Raw genomic sequence first — 16,342 nt, 5'->3', positions numbered from 1 at the left:
CTTACCGCTCATGGGCACCTCTCTTTAAGTCATCTTAAATGACTCTGAGGTGTCTGTTAAACCCGTGGCGATTCAATCAATTGAACCATCATAATAAACACTCTCTATGGATATGCCTGCCTCTCACCATACACAGCCATCAGGGAAACAACAGAACAGGCTACGCCCACCTTAGCCAACAAGTTACCTTCGGCTCATTCCAATAGACCGGTAACCGTCGTCATAACATTTGGTATGGTTTTTAGACAGATACTCCATACGCTTTAGTAATTCGTTAATCCGCTGCATATAATTAGGGGCATTTTCGTTTAAATAAAAACACCCGTTCTCAGCCATATTCGCTAAAGACGAATATTGAGCCGACCTCAGGCCTAACGCACTACACCATGCCTGCTGGATTAATGCATATAAACTGTCATCGGCATTATAACTCCCGGCACCATGGTAGAAGTCTTTATTCAGCAGCAGTAATACATGGTAATGTTTACGACGATTACGTTCACCGACTTCACGTACCCATACATACCGTAATCGATTAGTCCAGTTACGCCTCCAGCGTCTGTTCTTACGTCGGCAATCCACCAGCAACTTAGCCTTCAGTGAGTCAATAAAACGGGTTATGGCTCTGTTCGAATCACCATACTGATAATCTCCCGGAAAACGTAAATCAACACGTAGTGCTAACGTACGTGGAAACTCGTCTACTGCATTACAAATAACATCGTAAAATGCTTGCTGGTAATCAGCATTCAAGGAATTACTTGGCATATATAAACCTGAGATAAATAATCTGCTCAATAACTAATTGAGGTAAGCAAGAGTAAGTAACCATACGATTAATTATCGTGGTAATGTTACATGCAGAGATGCACATGAACATTATCGGGCGGTAATCATTAACCGTATGGTGTTACATAATCAATAGGCATTACGTTATAATTAACTGACTGTATGGGTATAATATATTAGTATGTTAATAATAATCAATCTGGATAGAGAGTAGATATATTAATAACAACATGTACACCAGTAATAGGTATATATTACGAATAAACCTATATTACTATACCGACAGTAATGCCATCAGTAAAAATATAACAATAAGCACTGCCATCTGGGTAAAACTCATACCAATAGAAAGCAAGCTAATGATTTCACTCTGATATTAGTTTTTGCCCGTTTTTGTCATTTTCCACAGGCTCCTCCCTCCGGTAATTGCGACTGATCGCAATTACCGGGGCTCAGTAGTGCTGATATGCTGCATGTTTTGTAAATGGATTGTTATCAAAATGACGGCCTTTATAGACCTTTCGGGCACCATACTTTGAGTAATCAATATCTATCACCTCTTCCTTTTCAAGTCTGTCAATCACCCTGTCCAGTAACTTACCCTTACGTAACACATTAGGCCCGGCATTTCGGATATCATTATATCGGACAACATTTTTCCATGAGCGTGAATACTCCCGACGCAGCCACGACAATAACAGTGCTTCATAATAGTCCTCCTCATTGCCAAAGAGTGTTATCGCCTGTTGCATATACCATTCGCACAGCAACCAGGCATTTTCGACATATTCTTTTTTTATCGCACATTCACCCTCTGTAACATAACTCAATAGAGCGGCTACGCGTGCAGTATTATTTAGAATTTTGGATGCAAAATCTTTCAGGTTTTCATAGTCTCCATCCGGCCCCAGTCGACGCTCTATTTTATTGTAAATTCTCTCCCATGCCTCCTGAGCCGGAGGTTCGAAGGATAAACATGTCTGATGCCCGGTCCCATGTTGAGAGACACTTTTTTCTACCAGTTCATTCATACGCTTGTAGAAGCAATTAAGATATTTCAGGTCACCTGACTGAAGACTGGATTGACGACGAATCAGGCGCTGGCCCTGTGTCGATAAATTCTCATCAATATACAAGACAAAGCAACGTGCAAAAAAACCACTTCCGCGCGCAGATTCACCCTGACGTTTTAAATAGCCATCAAATATTGCTTTTTGTACCATGACCAGCAATGTAATACGTCCATTTCTGAGCGTAAAACTCGGTGTTGTTTTACGCTCAACCTGAAAATCACCTCCATCCCACATTGGATTAATAAAACCAAAGTCAGCCATGGTCTGTCTGTTAAGTATATTAGCACCTTCATCGGTTATTAGCCCTGTTTGCGGCGAGTGAGTGTACATTGCAAACTGCAGGGCTTCCGGTGTAGTGTTATTATAAATAAATCTTCTGGCTTTTGGGGGTTCTGGTTTTTCAGCGTATAACGCCTTTAACTGCCGTGAAAACTCATCTGTACATTTTCCTTTTATAGTGGCTTTATCGACACATTTCAGGAGTGCATTTTCTTTCTTGTGCCATATTTTAGAGCTACGCTCATGTTCTTTTTGCAGCTCTTCATACTGGAGTAATACACGTAGATCATGCTCATGAAAAGGCTTGAATACCAGTTTATCCACTGTCGTTTTTCGCTCACCAGACTCTGCTATCACGAATGAGTACAATGACACCGGTGAGACTATAGTGTCATTGATTTTTACATTAATCAGGCTCTGGCATCCCAGGGACAATGCACTTAAAACTGCGGATGCAATTAATTCAGGTGGTGCCTGTGTAACATCCTCAATATCAAAAATAGTTTCGCGCAATAGTCCTGGGAAAGCATTAAATGGAAAGTCTTTCATTACGATACCTGCTGAATATGTTGTTTCTGGAGTTGACAATTAATCGCAGAATACAATCGCAAGTCAATATAAAAAACTGATGTTTAGTCCAATTCGACAGCGTTGGACTAAATTAGTGAAGTAGCCGTTTCCGGAAATTTCATTTGTCGGTGCTTTCTTTATCAGAAAAACAAAAAAGATGAATGCCATCTACCTGGTAATATCCTGCCAGTTAATATGAGGGCAGGGCGGTTTTTAAACAATTATCAGTTATATATCACCTTACTGAATTCCCACCCGTTTCAATTTAACAGGCCATCCCCTCCGGATGGCCTTTTTCATTCAGAGGCCGATATGAAACATCCCTCAGGCTACGCCCTTATTCGACGCCATCTGCGGCGTTACCCACATGCACTACGCCAGCATTTGCTGCAGGAGCTTAACCAGCTGGTCACGTATGAACCTGTGATTGGTATTATGGGGAAAACCGGCGTCGGTAAATCCTCGCTGTGTAACGCTCTATTTCGCAGCGACATCTGTGCTGTTAACGCCGTTGATGCCTGTACTCGCCAGCCACAGCGTGTCCGGCTGCGTTTTGGCAGACATTACCTGACGCTGGTCGATTTGCCCGGTGTTGGCGAGAGTATTACCCGCGATGGAGAATACCGTGAGCTGTACCAGGAGCATATGCCACAGCTCGATATGGTGCTGTGGGTACTCAAGGCCGATGACCGTGCATTTGCAGTGGAAGAGCAGTTTTATCAGGACGTCTTCGCGCAGTTCAGTGGACCGCTGCCGCCAGTGCTGTGGATACTTAACCAGGTGGACAAAACCGAACCCGCCGAGCAGTGGCGCTGGCTATCGGCTCAGCCCTCGGCGTTACAGGCAGAACGTATTGCGCAGAAACAGCAGGCCGTGGCACGTCAGTTGCAGATAGCAGAAATAGATATTCTGCCGGTCTCTGTCCGGGGGCGTTACCGACTGTCGCGCCTGGTGGAGGCCATGATTACACGCCTCCCAAAGCAGGCCCGCAGTCCACTGGTTCCCCACCTGCAGACCGGGTATCGCACTGATACCGTTATCAGTACCGCCAGCGGCAGCTTTGGCGATGCCGTGGTGGAGGTGATTGATAAAGTCATTGACCTGGCCCCGCTGCCGCAGGTAGCCCGTTTGGCGCTGCATGCCGTCACCCACACCGTCGCCCGTGCAGCGCGATCCCTGTGGGGATTTTTCTTCAGTTAACTTCTTCACTGTCGATAAGCCTGAAAACGTGTATCGACAAGTGTTTTTGTTCAATGACGATCGATTTTGTCGATCGACCCGATCGATATTAATAGCTGTACCTGATAACCCCGGCAGTTACATAATTCGCGGGGGCCCGTGTTATTACGTTTTTATTCATTATAAATCAATGCGATGTATCGCAGGCTTCGCCACACCGTAAGGAGACTCATGAACATATTTTATACCGTCGCAGCCATGGCGCTGCTGGCAACCCTGTCTGCGACATCCGTAGCCGCTGAAAATGACATCATTAAGGTCGATGTTCAGCCCAGTGGCTTTGAGCTGCTGGTCACAGTAACCGCTAAAACAGACAGCGTTCAGATTAAGAACATTGACGTTAACCGGGGCCGGTGTCTGTTGCTGACAAAGGGAAGCATCACCTACCAGGGCATTACCGTTGACGGATGGATACCTAAAAAAGGCACGTTTACGCCCACCACCATGCAGTTTGCCGACGGGCTGACCTGGCATTTTGGTAATCCTCTCCAGCAGAAGGGTATCAACTGCCGTTTCGTGGAAGCCAGGGTGTTTACGGACAAGGGCACCTTCACTGTCAGTGAATAACCCGTATTTCACCTCAGCTCCACATATTTCGTATTGTTTATTAAAGGAAAAATATTATGTTATTTAAATCGATTGTGCCTCTTACCCTCGCGCTTTGCTTCTCCGGCCAGGCGCTGGCGTTTGGTAATCACGATACCTGGGCCAGCGGCTTCGCACAGGGTACGGCGGAATACACCATCCTCGGCAAAGGACAGTCACAGTTGTACCTCGCCTGCGACAGTTCTGGCTCACAGGCTGCCACCATCATCTTTACCGATGCGAACGGCCATCAGGTCAGCATGGACAGCGGTCAGCACCTGACCATGAAAATCGATAACGATGAAGAAGCCAATATCAGTGAAAGCGAATCCCATGTCGGCGAAAGTAACCTGATGTGGGCGTGGAACAAGCTGCGAACCGGTAAGCGCGTGATCGTCTCAGGCAGCGGCGTCAAACCGGCGGTCTTCACGCTTAAGGGCGCTGCCGGAGTCATACCTGCGTTCGGCGATAACGGCTGCGTGGCGAAGTTTGACGTGCCGTAATGCACTCCAGGGCAATACCACCCCACATATTCTCATTTTCACCCGCATACTTGTACAAACAAGGAATCTCCCGATGACGGATATCACCACTCTCAGCCAGCGGCTGAACACCCGCACCCTGCATTTTGTTTTACTGACTCTCGTCACCTGTGGCGTCTGGCCGCTGCTCTGGCTGTATAAAAAGCAGGATACCATCAGTGACACCACCGGCTACCCGGTCAGCGGTCATCTGTTCATCATCTGGCTCGCCGTCTGCTTTGGCATCAGTCGCCAGTTAGCCAGCATGGTGTCGTCTGACGTTTACGGCTATGACCCGACCAGCGATACATTGCTGGCGTTAAGCGGTATTCTGTCGCTCGCTTGTGCGGTAATGTATGTGGTCTGGGCCTTTAAGGCCAGAGACGCCCTGCGCCAATATGCGCTGAACACCTTCCGCTTCGACCTGAAGATGAATGCCTTCTATACCGTTATCTTTAACGTTTTCTACATCACGTACTGTATCAACGACATGCAGCAGGCACTGACGAAGCACCAGATTCATGGCGCAACCGCCGCGCCTGCAGCGCCACAGGCTCCCATCACGACAGCAACGACAGCGCAACCCCCGCAGTAAGTTAATCACTGCTTTAGCCAGAGACCCCGGGTTTTTGTGTCAGGTATCAGAGGAACTCATCATGAAGGACACTGACAATACGCCGTTACCACCCGGTTCGTTCACCCGTGAGCAGGCGACAGCCGTCGCCACGCAGTACACTAACCTAACCCTCGAAGACGACCATGGGAACCAGTTTCGGCTGGTCATTCGCGACAGCGAGGGGCAGTTGATCTGGCGGGCATGGAATTTTGAAGCCGATGCCGGATACTGGCTGAACCGCTATCTGCTCAGCCACGGCATACCCCGACACTGACTTACCGTAGTTCCCCCCACCAGCAATCACACCAACAGGCCATGTTCCCACCGGAGCATGGCTTTTTTGTTTATGCCGTTTAATCAACTACAGAGGTACTCACTATGCGCTTAGCAAGCCGTTTCGGGCGGATAAACCAGATACGCCGGGATCGTCCCTTAACCCGCGAAGAACTGATGCATCATGTCCCCAGTGTATTCGGTGAAGATAAACATGCTTCACGGAGTGTAAAGTACACGTTTATTCCCACCATTACTCTGCTGGAAAACCTGCAGCGCGAAGGGTTCCAGCCGTTCTTTGCCTGCCAGTCACGCGTGCGTGATCCGGACCGCCGGGAGCACACAAAGCATATGCTCCGCCTGCGTCGCGCCGGTCAGATAAACGATCAGCAGGTGCCGGAAATCATCATCCTGAATTCTCATGGTGGTGAGTCCAGTTTTCAGTTACTTCCGGGAATATTCCGAAGCGTATGTACGAATTCGCTCGTCTGCGGACAGTCATTTGGCGAAATCAGAGTGCCGCACCGGGGGAACGTTGTGGAAAAAGTCATTGAAGGGGCTTACGAAGTACTGGGCATCTTTGTGTAGGGAGGCGATTTTTTTTGCACCGATACGCATTTTATTTTGCACTGCCCCAAGTGGAGAGGGAGGGGTGATATTACACAGTGCAAAATTAATCGCATTAGCGAATTTTAGAACTCTTTGCTGATTGAGATTCCTTTTCATTTTTGAGTAATTGCCAACCGTAGCGGTCTGTGAACCCGTACTTCAGGGGAAGAACTGACATGCAAGCAACGGAGGTTGCTCCCGCCTCTCGCATTTCTGAGAATTCATTAAGAAACTGGCGATTTCTTACATCGCGCAACAGGCGATCACATCGTGGTAAATACAACACCTCACCTGAAAAATGTTTTTGCAGTAGTCTGATTTCATCCTCTGTAAGTATCGTGCGTAATGCGTTTGCACGTGCCCCACCAAGGAATCTGACACCTTTTCCTATCGGGAAAGTGGTTCCGCCAAAAGATTTAAATAGCCTCATAGCCTGGCTAATACCAATTAATTCAACAATATCAGCCGCCGCTTCTGGAAGGTGACTTAGAATCTCCGGTTCAAGGGCTTTATCAACTACATTTTCATGCCGTGTTTTGGGGAAAGAACATCTGGGCTTGATATTATCAAGTTCCTCTGGAGCAACCACGCTGATAGCATCAATCAAAACAAGTGATGTGGCATTTGTAATACCATCAATAGCATTACGAATAGCAACTGCATCACCATCATTAAAGTATTTAGTGTTGCAATCAGTTAACATTATCAGGTCATCCACAGCTGAACCAATTTTAGCTGTAATATCCGCAACCCGATTCAGAAACTCAGCTTTTTTTATCTGCTCATCAAGGATGTCTGTCATAGTAATCACCTTAGAAATTTGGAGTTCCAGAGCCCCTGTTAGCTTGCTCACCATTAAAGTTGTTTACTGCTTCTGCAAGGACTTTTTCATCAAGGATTATTTGGTTTTTTACAATAAGTGGCTGTTTACTTTCTGCCTGATAATCGTTTGTAAAACCAAACTTATTATTGTGTTGCAAATAAGAAGGTAATCCAAAATTTACGCCATCATGATCCAGCCCCGGTGCTATGTCAATGCCTCCATCCGGCTGACGGGGAGCATTGATTGATGACTGGCGTTTTTCATCACCAAATCTGCTTTTCAATACCGCCCACGCAATATCGACAAAACTATAACCGGAAGTATCATTTTTAATAGATTCAATCTTCTCCGGCATCGTTTTTTTATCAAAGTCATCACGCATTTTATCCCTGATTGCACCTAAAGCGACTGACCCGGCAGTAATCGCAATCGCAGGTGTTGTTATTGACAATGCCCTTGCAAGTTTACCCCCCGTTCCCGCTGCACCTTCCGTACCTGGTGGCAAGCCAACCCCGCCCTGTAATAACCTGATTCCAGCAAATACATACGCAGCAGCAGTCATGGCCTTTATTCCCTCAGTTGCACCATCTACAGCAACTGTCAAAGCCGGATATTCTTTTGCATAATCAGCTATGGTAAGCGCAGCATCACCAAGATTTTTATTAAATTTAATGAATACATCACCATCAGCAAAAAATTTTTCATTAGCCAGTTGATTAAATTTAAAAAGTGGCTCACTCGCCATAACCTGAAATGATGACGTAACCGCTCCGTTTGCCTTATTGGTTCCTGCCATCTGGTCATTAATATAATCTTTTTTCAGAAATGACGTGGTTAGCGCCATTTGCGCCTGAGCATCAGGAACTATGGAGGCGATAATTGTTGAAACCAGAACATCCCTGGCCGCGCGAAGGTCTTTCTCTTTATCTGTCCCCTTATAACGCTCAATGTCAGAGGAGTATCGCTTATAACGCTTGTCATTTGATACAGTGGAGTCAATAGCGTTAATAAAAGATTCGAAGGTGTTTTTACCGTTAGCTCTTTGGGACACAATAAAATCAGCGTAGGACATTTCCTTACCACCAGAAACACGAAACTTTCTATTCTTCATGTTGTTAATGGTGTCTGCGCTGGTTATCTTTAATAAAAGCTGATTAAGGTTATTGGCTGCGGTGTCATTATTACCTGATGTTTCAGAGTTAGCCTGTAAATTGCCAAGAAGCAAGTCAATATCTTTAAGCCCTCCCATACCTAACTTCGAATAGTTAGTCATTATGGTTGGTAGCTCTTTCGCCATGTTTGAGAGTTCAAAGCCCCCAAGTTCACCAGAGCGGGTAAGTTTGTCAAAGAATAATGGCAGTTCTTCTTTCTTTATTTTGAAGTTATTAAGTGCCGTTACCGCGAGTTGTGCAATTTCCTCTGGGTTAGAGTTGGTGGCAGTAGATGTGTACATAACATCACCAAGAACAGACATAGCTGTTTTATCATCAACACCGCCTTTTGACATTAATACGCCAAGCGCATTTGCAGCCGTATCGGCTGTTCCACCACCTTTTCTTACTGCACCTTTTATTGCACCACTCAATTGCTCTTTTGCGACTATACGTTCATCTGCGGGTAACTGGTTATAAGCCGTGTTAGTTATATTTGCGAGACGCTGGCTATAGTTCATCTGCTCACGAACTGGCTGAGCGATTACCGCCCCAGCAGCTGCCACACCACCTGCAACAGCTGTGAGATTCCCGCCAAGTAATCGAGCTTTACTCATGCGTGACATTGTTTCTGAGGTGCGGGATAACTCCCCCCTAAGTTGGGTAACTCTTTGTCGCATGGCATCAAAAGCCCTTGCCTGCTCATTTGCTGACAAAAGCCCGGTGCGTGTAAGTCGATTGTATGCAGCAGTGGTTTGCTGGATCTCACGCTGAATTTGACGTTCTGAACGAATTCCTAGCGTTGAGCGGGCTTGTGAAGCCCGGCGATATTCATCCGTGAGTGTTTTTGATGCACGGATACCTGTTTCGCTTGACCTCTGCTGCGCCTTTTCAAGCTGCTGGACTTGCTTGTTGGCTTCCTGCATAGCGGAACGGAGTACTTTCGAACCACTGTCCTTGGCCATCAGGTTTAACGTAAGAGCTAAATTGCGGGACATGGGGTGACTCCTTTACAAACATTCTTTTGACGAATGGGATTTACAAATGTGCGTACATGGGAAATGCAGGTAGCATAAAAAATCTATTGCATGTTTAACTACCCATATAACCATTTTTAAACCCCTTTTAAATCGCGCCAGATTAAAATTAAAGATTAAAAATGATCTACCCTACAGGGTACGCAGCAAAAACGATTAGAGGCGGTTTTAATAAGCTTAATCATTATGCAAGGCATCGAACCTGATTCCACATTCATTTTCTGATTTTCTTGAGACAGCTTTGCAAAGCTCTCGTCGTCTGACCCAGGACTTTTAAGGCATCTTTATCTTTCATCTGCCATCAACCCTTCGGGATTTTTTTTCGGCGTTGGGATTTTACAGTACGTGTGGTTCGGGTAGCTGTCTTACCGGACTTATGTCCATGTAACCGGGTGAGTGCATCTGTATAGCCGTCAAGTTCAGCGCGACTCATTCCGAGGATTTGTTGCTCACTGATTCCGTATCGTCCGAGGGCAAGGACGAGGGTTCGATAACCGGTGAGCTGCTGTTCAAAAGCATCCGCTTTTTTTTAATGGATTCAATTTGTGCATCAACCAGGTCAAAATCTTCATCATGAAGCCCGTTCAGCAAAGTATCAGTTGAGATTTCATCTTCAGGTAGATCGCCGAGCACGGTAATAACCTGAGCCATTACCGCAACACGGAAGAACATTGAAGCCGCTGAGCCTTCCGTTGTGCCAAATCTGTCATGCGTAAGGCGAAGCGCTTCTATTGTGTCTCTGACCACAGGCATACGAACCTGAAAGTCAAAGTGAACCTTATCACCAACCTGAACACCATATAGCAATGAATGCTTTTCCATACATCCCCCAGTAAAGGCGCAGAGCTATTAACGGCCTGCGCCTTAATATTTAATTATTAGCCGATTGTTTCTGAGACGTAATTAGTCCAGGAATGGCGTTACAATGACTTCAACAAGACCGTAGTTAGGATTGGGCTTCATGTTGTCGAGAGTTTGAGCTTTGGCAATATTGAATGCAGCCTCACGGTTTTTCATTCCCACCAACAAAATGGTTGGTTTGATTCGTAATGGTCGGCCTGCATCATTTTTTTGAGAACACATGCGATCATACAAATCATTGAAGTTCTCGGTGGTTAAATCTTTCTTGCTTGCAAAAGCCATCTGCCAGAATCCATATCCCATATTTCCACGACCACGAACACCGTAAAAATATTCGTCGGTCATAAAGGAAAGCGATTCTTTGCCTTCAGTGATTTGCTGAATTTCGTAAGGAATACGCTCCTGCCAGATAAAGGGATTAATCGGACGAGTGGTATCCAGTAATAACCACAATGGCTTTTCATCCGCTTCAGTTGCGGGAACCTGTACGTTTGAAACGGTAGTTTCATCACCGCCAATATTTACAACATGGGTTGCGGAGAAAAATGGCTGTCCGTCATAACATTTCTGGTTGAATCCCTGCTTGATTAACTCAAATAGCAATTCATCTGGATGATGGGCTGCAGCATCCGCCATGTCGGAAACCATACTTGAAACCATACCGATATTATCATCTTCAATATCTTCACGTGAGATACTGATAGTTGATTCGAATTTTCGGTTTGAAATAGAAAAATTATGCGCAGCCAGGCTTTTAATCACCCGCTCACCAACCCACTCACGTAAACTAGGGAATGAACCAAGGAACGGATAGACGTTGGTTTTTGTTGTGGATGGCACTTTTGTTGAAATCTGAGGGTAAAGCGGTTTTGTTTTTTCAGTCCGCTGATTAAACACGGCTTTAACATTCAGGAAAATATTATTGAGTACTTTTTGATTGACTATCATTTTGAATCCCTTGTTGAGTGTAAATGTGGGTAGGAAAGCAACTGAAGTTTTTCATATTGAAATCTCGGGAACTAAATGAAGGGATTCAGTGCCAAGCAATAAATGAAAAAAGGCTATCAGACTTTAAGCCTGATAGCCTTTGAACACCCGTTTTCTTAAGCACCACATCTAACTACCCTTGAAGCATCTCACAGTGGCAGTGATGCTTTTAACTGAACATTTTCAGTTACCTTCTCTTTTAAAATCGTCACAGTCATCAATCACCGCATCCATCATCTGAATTAACCTCACCGAACTGCTCAGAAATCTGCCAAGGTCGGCCAAATCAGAAGGGCCATAACTTCTGCCTGTTTTTGACTGAGCGCCGCTTTCATCAAGCTCCTGCCCCAGAAATGAGATACCACCAAGCAAAGCCGACCTGATTCCATCGGCATCAGATTTGATGAGAAGCAAATCGTTTTTTTCGCTGCCAGCGCCAATAGCCTGTTGCAGAAGATTCTGAATTGAAGAATTGTTCATAGTGCGCCCTCCATAGCAGGAAGACGAGCCATGAAGATTGCCACCATACCCTGAGGAACAAGCTCACGCGCTGCCTGTTCTGTTGCTGCAACAATACGGATTCTTTTACCAGCACTGGCGCTCAGAGTGTGAAAGCACCATGTAAATTTTGCCTGGATTTCTGTATGATTAGTTTTAACCATGATGTAACCCCTAGTTACGTTGTGGTTAGACGCCTCGGTAGTGAGTCCAAGCACCCCGAGGCGTCGCTATTTTTTAACCTCAAAACACACAAGGTGTTAGTACACCATAGTGCATGGTGTTAGGGCACGTCAACTCTTTTTCTTTTCCATTTTCTAAGGTATGGTGTCGTAACACTTTTTAGGGGGTTAGCATATGGCTACGCGAGCGATAAATAACAAATCAGCAACGAAGGGGATTCGCTTCCCACACAAAATTATTGAAGAGATAGAAACTTGTGTTGAACAGGAGAAATTAGGAAATCTAAATGCTAATTTCTCGGCATGGGTTTTAGATGCATGTGAACAAAAATTAAGAAAAGAAAAACGCCGTAAAATCACGAAAGATTAATCCAATTAATCCCGGCTGTATTGCTCGCATTGATAGTAATACAGCCGCGACAGTTTACGATAAGCAAAAGCAAGGCGTTATCATCTTGCATACCTTATCAGGCGTCTGAGGCTCCATTTTTGTGCTGAGACGTACCGCCCATTCCTGCTGGTGATCCATCTTCCGATATGTTGAAAACCTGAAAACGAGTTAATAATTCCGTTTTCAGGTTTTAATGAGTTTGCATTGGAGTCATATGCAGTCAGTTCACTGAGCCCTAAAGGTCTTGATGCCAACCTGAAAGACTCGAAAACAGTCGCAGTAGATTTGCATGAAATACAATATCAACCTGAAAAGGATAATGACAACACGGATGTTACTGACATCCATACTTAACATGGATGCATGTTATATCCTGCGAATTAAAATCATTAAATTACAGTAAGTTACAAATACGGATGAAATAGATGCGCCAGTTGCTTTCCGTTCATCTTCATCCACACAACATGGATGTGGTTATCAATCATGCTATAGAGGGCGATTGTGACCAAAAAAACTGAGTTGGATTTTCTTTTCTTTTTTTATTCTGTTAATTGCAATCAGTAATAAACAAGATCATTTTCAATGGGTTACAGAAAAAGGAACAGGAAGGAACTTACGGCGCAATATTTCCTTTTCTGATGACGGCAAAGGGAACCTTTTTAAGAAGATATTAAATGCACAGTGTAAATCTCGTTACGTTCTTTTAAGTCTGCAAGTGCATGATATTGATCATTTTATTTTAATAACCTCAGGAGCGCTTAAAATGTTTTTAAAAGCGATCGCTTCCTGCTCATTCCAGTGCAAAATTGAATACAAAAAATATCATTTTTTCTCATTTTGTTAATGGTAGTGCAGAATCCATTAATTACTCTCAACGCCGCGCCACGCAAGGCTTTCCGATATTTTTCCCGTCGATTCTGGCTGTGCAGAAATAATCACCCCCTCACATTTGACCGGGTGGAAGAGAAGCGCGATGCGATGGAATCGCTTTTGTTACAGCCACCGGCACAACAGGCTTTTGCAAAAGCCGCGCTGACGTACCGCTTCGGTGATGAGCACCAACCGGTGACAGCATCCCAGATACTGACGCCCCGCCGCTATGAAGACCGTCAGAACGACCTGTGGTCAGTTTTCAATCGTTGCCAGGAGAATCTGCTGAAAGGTGGTCTGCCAGGTCGTACCGCCAAAGGCAAACGCAGCCATACCCGGGCGGTTAAAGGCATAGACGGCGACGTTAAGCTCAACCGGGCTCTCTGGGTGATGGCAGAAGAACTGCAGCAGGCGCTGAGCTGATGCTACCTCTGCCTGATAACGCCCACCAGGCCACCATTTATCCGACGGCCCTGGAGGACAATCCATGCAGCCGCTCCATCTCCGATGACGACCTGTGCGCCTGGTGCTCACACCTTCTTTATCGTCCCGGTGAACTCAGCCTCTGCCGCTTGAGCATTCCCGACGGACACTGGCCTTCATGCTGTGATACGGACGGCTATGCGCAGTCCTGCCCTTCACTCCGGCTGAACCAACATCCCCAACCCTATAAATAAATAAGGAAAAACTAACATGACCGACATTATTAACCTTAACGATACCCTCCCGTTACCGCCACAACCTGCCGGTTCTTCGCCAGCGCTGACCGCCACCCTTGTACAGGACGAGCAGCGTATCAGATTCTGGCCGCAACACTTTGGCAGCATACCGCAGTGGATAACCCTTGAACCCCGCATATTCGCCTGGATGGACCGGTTATGTGCCGATTACAGCGGAGGTATCTGGCGCTTTTATTCACTCAGCAACAGTGGCGCATTTATGGCACCCGAAACCAACGGAAACAACGATGAGAAATGGACGCTGTTTAACAGCATGAATGGCAACGGCGCAGAACTCAGCAGCGAAGCCGCCGGGATTGCGGTTTGTCTGATGACATACAGCCATCACGCTATGCGTACCGAATGCGATGCCATGACGGAGCACTATTACCATCTGCGGGACTACGCGCTCATGCATGCTGAATGCAGCGCCATTATGCACATCATCGACTGATCGTCCCGCCATGCGGTACGAACTGTCTCAACTGAATACCCTGTGGGATAGCCTGGGGAAAACAACGGTCAGGGATGAGGACGGAGAAGTTGTGACCGACGAACCCTTCCTGCATTTTCCGACGGGAACCCCTGTATTTCATATCTGGTCATGGTTCGAATCCATGCACGACGAATTCTCCGTTGTCGGGAAACTGTACAACGCATCTCACCCGGAGACATCAACGAACAGGAAAAGCAAATGAATACCACCACATATCCCCCGGACACAGGGGGAATGACCCCCATCGCACAGCAGACCATCCGGAAAGCTTTATCCCTGCTGGAGCGTCAGTTACGCGAACCCGGCGCATCATTTACCTCCAGCCATGCCGTCCGCGACTGGCTGCGCCTGCAGCTTGCCACACTGGAGCGTGAAGCCTTCACCGTCCTGTGGCTCGACAACCAGCATCGCCTGATAACCCTCGACACGCTATTTCTGGGAACTATCAACAGTATCACCGTACATCCGCGTGAGGTCGTTAAATCCGGTCTGAAAAATAATGCCGCTGCTGCCGTTCTGGCGCATAACCACCCGTCAGGGGAGGCCGAACCCAGTAAAGCCGACAGGCAGATTACAGAACGCCTGAAACAGGCACTGGAACTGGTTGATATCCGCCTGCTGGACCATCTGGTGGTTGGCGGCATGGATATTATCTCATTTGCAGATAGAGGCTGGATGTAGCACAACAGGAGATTAACCCTATGAAAATCATCAGTAAGCGTCAGGCGATGACGATATACCGCCAGCATCCGCAGTCCCGGCTGTTTCGCTTCTGTACCGGCAAATATAAGTGGTCCGGCAGTATCTGCCACTATGCCGGTCGGGAAGTACAGGATATCAGCGGCGTGCTCGCGGTTTTCGCTGAACGCCGTCAGGACCGCCATGGTCCGTATGTCGTATTACGCAGCGTCACGCTCAATTAACATTAATTTAAGGAGTGCGAAAGTGCCGAATAAAATACCCTCCATCAGCCACAATATCGCTGAGCCATGGTGGGGACTTAACCACACCGTCACACCGTGCTTTGGTGCACGGCTGGTGCAGGAGGGCAACCGCCTGCACTATCTGGCTGACCGTAGCAGTATCACCGGGACATTTAGCGACGCGGATTTACGCCATCTCGATCAGGCGTTTCCGGTACTGCTTAAGCAGCTTGAACTAATGCTTATTTCCGGTGAACTCAATCCCTGTCACCAGCACGGCGTCACGTTATATGCAAAAGGGTTGACATGCGATGCCGACACCCTGGGTAGTTGCGGCTATGTCTATATTGCGATTTACCCAACGCCTGCAACAGCCGCATAAACCTTACCGTAGCACCACCAACCCACAAAGAGAACCCAACGATGAGAATTTATCCTGTCTCCGCAAAACGGGCCGCAGAGATTGAGCGGTTAACCCATAAATCACCGATTTACGTGTGGCAGCGCCTCCTGACATATCTGCTGGATCGTCACTACGGCCTTACCCTCAACGACACGCCGTTTGGCGATGACGATGCCATTCAGGAATGCATTGATGCCGGTGATGCTCTGGTTGATGCCCTGAACGAGGTGGCTGAAGACTGCGACCTGGAGCGCACTGATAATCGGGGAAAATCACTCCAGCCCGTCTCACCACTGCTCACACCAGCAGATATCCGGAATGCCCAAAACGCGATGGGTCTGGAAGGCAGCAACAACATCCTCATCATCAGCGGACAGTCGTCAGCCAGAAGCTAATTCCCCGCCATCACACCATCGTCTGGTACAGGCGATACCACCAGCGGCAGTA

General features: G+C 46.6%; 21 protein-coding genes and 2 pseudogenes. 15 read left to right on the top strand and 8 right to left on the bottom strand.

All coding sequences use genetic code 11. The features are described from left to right. Positions 1-183 precede the first annotated feature (183 nt). The gene (locus GF617_RS22765; RefSeq protein WP_071532052.1) at positions 184-768 is read right to left on the bottom strand and encodes an inovirus Gp2 family protein; all 585 of its coding nucleotides are present in this window, start codon (positions 766-768) and stop codon (positions 184-186) included. Positions 769-1,241: 473 nt separating this feature from the next. Then, positions 1,242-2,690 carry a YfjI family protein gene (locus GF617_RS22760; protein WP_007374423.1) on the bottom strand — a complete coding sequence of 483 codons (1,449 nt, stop codon included), beginning with the start codon at positions 2,688-2,690 and terminating at the stop codon, positions 1,242-1,244. 333 nt (positions 2,691-3,023) lie between these two features. Here GF617_RS22760 and GF617_RS22755 point away from each other — a divergent pair, with 333 nt between their 5' ends. The 6 genes and pseudogenes from GF617_RS22755 to GF617_RS22730 all read left to right on the top strand — a co-directional run. Next, complete coding sequence (locus GF617_RS22755) at positions 3,024-3,911, top strand: GTPase family protein (RefSeq protein WP_007374424.1); 888 nt, start codon at positions 3,024-3,026, stop codon at positions 3,909-3,911. Between the two features lie 210 nt (positions 3,912-4,121). Then, positions 4,122-4,517, top strand: coding sequence for a hypothetical protein (locus GF617_RS22750; protein ID WP_007374425.1), 396 nt, complete (start codon positions 4,122-4,124; stop codon positions 4,515-4,517). Positions 4,518-4,573: 56 nt separating this feature from the next. Further along, positions 4,574-5,038 (top strand): hypothetical protein, encoded by a 465-nt coding sequence (locus GF617_RS22745; protein ID WP_007374426.1) that lies wholly within the window; start codon positions 4,574-4,576, stop codon positions 5,036-5,038. 73 nt (positions 5,039-5,111) lie between these two features. Further along, positions 5,112-5,651, top strand: coding sequence for a DUF4234 domain-containing protein (locus GF617_RS22740; protein ID WP_007374427.1), 540 nt, complete (start codon positions 5,112-5,114; stop codon positions 5,649-5,651). Between the two features lie 61 nt (positions 5,652-5,712). Beyond that, a complete protein-coding gene (locus GF617_RS22735; RefSeq protein ID WP_007374428.1) occupies positions 5,713-5,946 on the top strand; it encodes a DUF905 domain-containing protein in 234 nt (77 codons plus the stop codon). A gap of 104 nt (positions 5,947-6,050) precedes the next feature. After that, positions 6,051-6,527: pseudogene (locus GF617_RS22730) on the top strand (DUF932 domain-containing protein); the annotation flags it as partial. Positions 6,528-6,627: 100 nt separating this feature from the next. Here the strand turns inward: GF617_RS22730 and GF617_RS27245 are convergent. From GF617_RS27245 to GF617_RS22700, 6 genes are all read right to left on the bottom strand, one after another. Next, a complete protein-coding gene (locus tag GF617_RS27245) occupies positions 6,628-7,356 on the bottom strand; it encodes a Mor transcription activator family protein (RefSeq protein WP_239006586.1) in 729 nt (242 codons plus the stop codon). 10 nt (positions 7,357-7,366) lie between these two features. Beyond that, a complete protein-coding gene (locus GF617_RS22720; RefSeq protein WP_203452491.1) occupies positions 7,367-9,526 on the bottom strand; it encodes a phage tail tape measure protein in 2,160 nt (719 codons plus the stop codon). Positions 9,527-9,994: 468 nt separating this feature from the next. Beyond that, entirely contained in the window at positions 9,995-10,387 is a 393-nt protein-coding gene (locus tag GF617_RS22715) for a hypothetical protein (RefSeq protein ID WP_049007200.1), read from the bottom strand. Positions 10,388-10,468: 81 nt separating this feature from the next. After that, positions 10,469-11,374: a Mu-like prophage major head subunit gpT family protein gene (locus GF617_RS22710; protein WP_065420945.1), complete on the bottom strand. Its 906-nt coding sequence runs from the start codon at positions 11,372-11,374 to the stop codon at positions 10,469-10,471. Positions 11,375-11,596: 222 nt separating this feature from the next. Further along, positions 11,597-11,893 (bottom strand): hypothetical protein, encoded by a 297-nt coding sequence (locus GF617_RS22705; protein ID WP_049111854.1) that lies wholly within the window; start codon positions 11,891-11,893, stop codon positions 11,597-11,599. Beyond that, positions 11,890-12,075 (bottom strand): host cell division inhibitor Icd-like protein, encoded by a 186-nt coding sequence (locus GF617_RS22700; protein ID WP_049111855.1) that lies wholly within the window; start codon positions 12,073-12,075, stop codon positions 11,890-11,892. Before GF617_RS22700 ends, GF617_RS22705 begins: the two co-directional genes overlap by 4 nt. Before the next feature lie 193 nt (positions 12,076-12,268). Between GF617_RS22700 and GF617_RS22695 the strand changes: the two genes are divergently transcribed. The 9 genes and pseudogenes from GF617_RS22695 (at position 12,269) to GF617_RS22655 (ending at position 16,290) form a co-directional block, all read left to right on the top strand. Then, positions 12,269-12,463, top strand: coding sequence for a YlcI/YnfO family protein (locus tag GF617_RS22695; protein ID WP_075204661.1), 195 nt, complete (start codon positions 12,269-12,271; stop codon positions 12,461-12,463). Between the two features lie 969 nt (positions 12,464-13,432). Beyond that, positions 13,433-13,777, top strand: a pseudogene (locus GF617_RS22690) (DUF932 domain-containing protein); the annotation flags it as partial. Next, positions 13,777-14,031, top strand: a complete 255-nt coding sequence (locus tag GF617_RS22685; RefSeq protein WP_071532053.1) for a hypothetical protein — start codon at positions 13,777-13,779, stop codon at positions 14,029-14,031. The pseudogene GF617_RS22690 and the gene GF617_RS22685, both read left to right, overlap by 1 nt. A 16-nt stretch (positions 14,032-14,047) precedes the next feature. Continuing rightward, a complete protein-coding gene (locus tag GF617_RS22680; protein WP_007374431.1) occupies positions 14,048-14,527 on the top strand; it encodes an antirestriction protein in 480 nt (159 codons plus the stop codon). 10 nt (positions 14,528-14,537) lie between these two features. Further along, the gene (locus GF617_RS22675) at positions 14,538-14,771 is read left to right on the top strand and encodes a hypothetical protein (protein WP_007374432.1); all 234 of its coding nucleotides are present in this window, start codon (positions 14,538-14,540) and stop codon (positions 14,769-14,771) included. Beyond that, the gene (gene radC / locus GF617_RS22670; RefSeq protein ID WP_047369810.1) at positions 14,768-15,250 is read left to right on the top strand and encodes a DNA repair protein RadC; all 483 of its coding nucleotides are present in this window, start codon (positions 14,768-14,770) and stop codon (positions 15,248-15,250) included. The genes GF617_RS22675 and radC overlap by 4 nt, the downstream gene beginning before the upstream one ends. Positions 15,251-15,270: 20 nt before the next feature. Next, positions 15,271-15,492: a DUF987 domain-containing protein gene (locus GF617_RS22665; RefSeq protein ID WP_007374434.1), complete on the top strand. Its 222-nt coding sequence runs from the start codon at positions 15,271-15,273 to the stop codon at positions 15,490-15,492. 22 nt (positions 15,493-15,514) lie between these two features. Then, a complete protein-coding gene (locus GF617_RS22660; RefSeq protein WP_309228324.1) occupies positions 15,515-15,874 on the top strand; it encodes a type IV toxin-antitoxin system YeeU family antitoxin in 360 nt (119 codons plus the stop codon). A gap of 41 nt (positions 15,875-15,915) precedes the next feature. After that, positions 15,916-16,290, top strand: coding sequence for a TA system toxin CbtA family protein (locus tag GF617_RS22655; protein WP_007374436.1), 375 nt, complete (start codon positions 15,916-15,918; stop codon positions 16,288-16,290). The last annotated feature ends 52 nt before the right edge of the window (positions 16,291-16,342 follow it).

This window comes from Lelliottia sp. RWM.1, from assembly GCF_016859735.1.
In the GTDB taxonomy this organism is placed as follows: Bacteria; Pseudomonadota; Gammaproteobacteria; order Enterobacterales; family Enterobacteriaceae; genus Enterobacter.
This window is presented reverse-complemented; position numbering and strand designations above follow the sequence as displayed.

Coding starts and splice junctions, on each gene's coding strand:
- GF617_RS22765 (WP_071532052.1), bottom strand. CDS start 768: ATGCCAAGTAATTCCTTGAATGCTGATTACCAGCAAGCATTTTACGAT.
- GF617_RS22760 (WP_007374423.1), bottom strand. CDS start 2,690: ATGAAAGACTTTCCATTTAATGCTTTCCCAGGACTATTGCGCGAAACT.
- GF617_RS22755 (WP_007374424.1), top strand. CDS start 3,024: ATGAAACATCCCTCAGGCTACGCCCTTATTCGACGCCATCTGCGGCGT.
- GF617_RS22750 (WP_007374425.1), top strand. CDS start 4,122: ATGAACATATTTTATACCGTCGCAGCCATGGCGCTGCTGGCAACCCTG.
- GF617_RS22745 (WP_007374426.1), top strand. CDS start 4,574: ATGTTATTTAAATCGATTGTGCCTCTTACCCTCGCGCTTTGCTTCTCC.
- GF617_RS22740 (WP_007374427.1), top strand. CDS start 5,112: ATGACGGATATCACCACTCTCAGCCAGCGGCTGAACACCCGCACCCTG.
- GF617_RS22735 (WP_007374428.1), top strand. CDS start 5,713: ATGAAGGACACTGACAATACGCCGTTACCACCCGGTTCGTTCACCCGT.
- GF617_RS27245 (WP_239006586.1), bottom strand. CDS start 7,356: ATGACAGACATCCTTGATGAGCAGATAAAAAAAGCTGAGTTTCTGAAT.
- GF617_RS22720 (WP_203452491.1), bottom strand. CDS start 9,526: ATGTCCCGCAATTTAGCTCTTACGTTAAACCTGATGGCCAAGGACAGT.
- GF617_RS22715 (WP_049007200.1), bottom strand. CDS start 10,387: ATGGAAAAGCATTCATTGCTATATGGTGTTCAGGTTGGTGATAAGGTT.
- GF617_RS22710 (WP_065420945.1), bottom strand. CDS start 11,374: ATGATAGTCAATCAAAAAGTACTCAATAATATTTTCCTGAATGTTAAA.
- GF617_RS22705 (WP_049111854.1), bottom strand. CDS start 11,893: ATGAACAATTCTTCAATTCAGAATCTTCTGCAACAGGCTATTGGCGCT.
- GF617_RS22700 (WP_049111855.1), bottom strand. CDS start 12,075: ATGGTTAAAACTAATCATACAGAAATCCAGGCAAAATTTACATGGTGC.
- GF617_RS22695 (WP_075204661.1), top strand. CDS start 12,269: ATGGCTACGCGAGCGATAAATAACAAATCAGCAACGAAGGGGATTCGC.
- GF617_RS22685 (WP_071532053.1), top strand. CDS start 13,777: ATGCTACCTCTGCCTGATAACGCCCACCAGGCCACCATTTATCCGACG.
- GF617_RS22680 (WP_007374431.1), top strand. CDS start 14,048: ATGACCGACATTATTAACCTTAACGATACCCTCCCGTTACCGCCACAA.
- GF617_RS22675 (WP_007374432.1), top strand. CDS start 14,538: ATGCGGTACGAACTGTCTCAACTGAATACCCTGTGGGATAGCCTGGGG.
- radC (WP_047369810.1), top strand. CDS start 14,768: ATGAATACCACCACATATCCCCCGGACACAGGGGGAATGACCCCCATC.
- GF617_RS22665 (WP_007374434.1), top strand. CDS start 15,271: ATGAAAATCATCAGTAAGCGTCAGGCGATGACGATATACCGCCAGCAT.
- GF617_RS22655 (WP_007374436.1), top strand. CDS start 15,916: ATGAGAATTTATCCTGTCTCCGCAAAACGGGCCGCAGAGATTGAGCGG.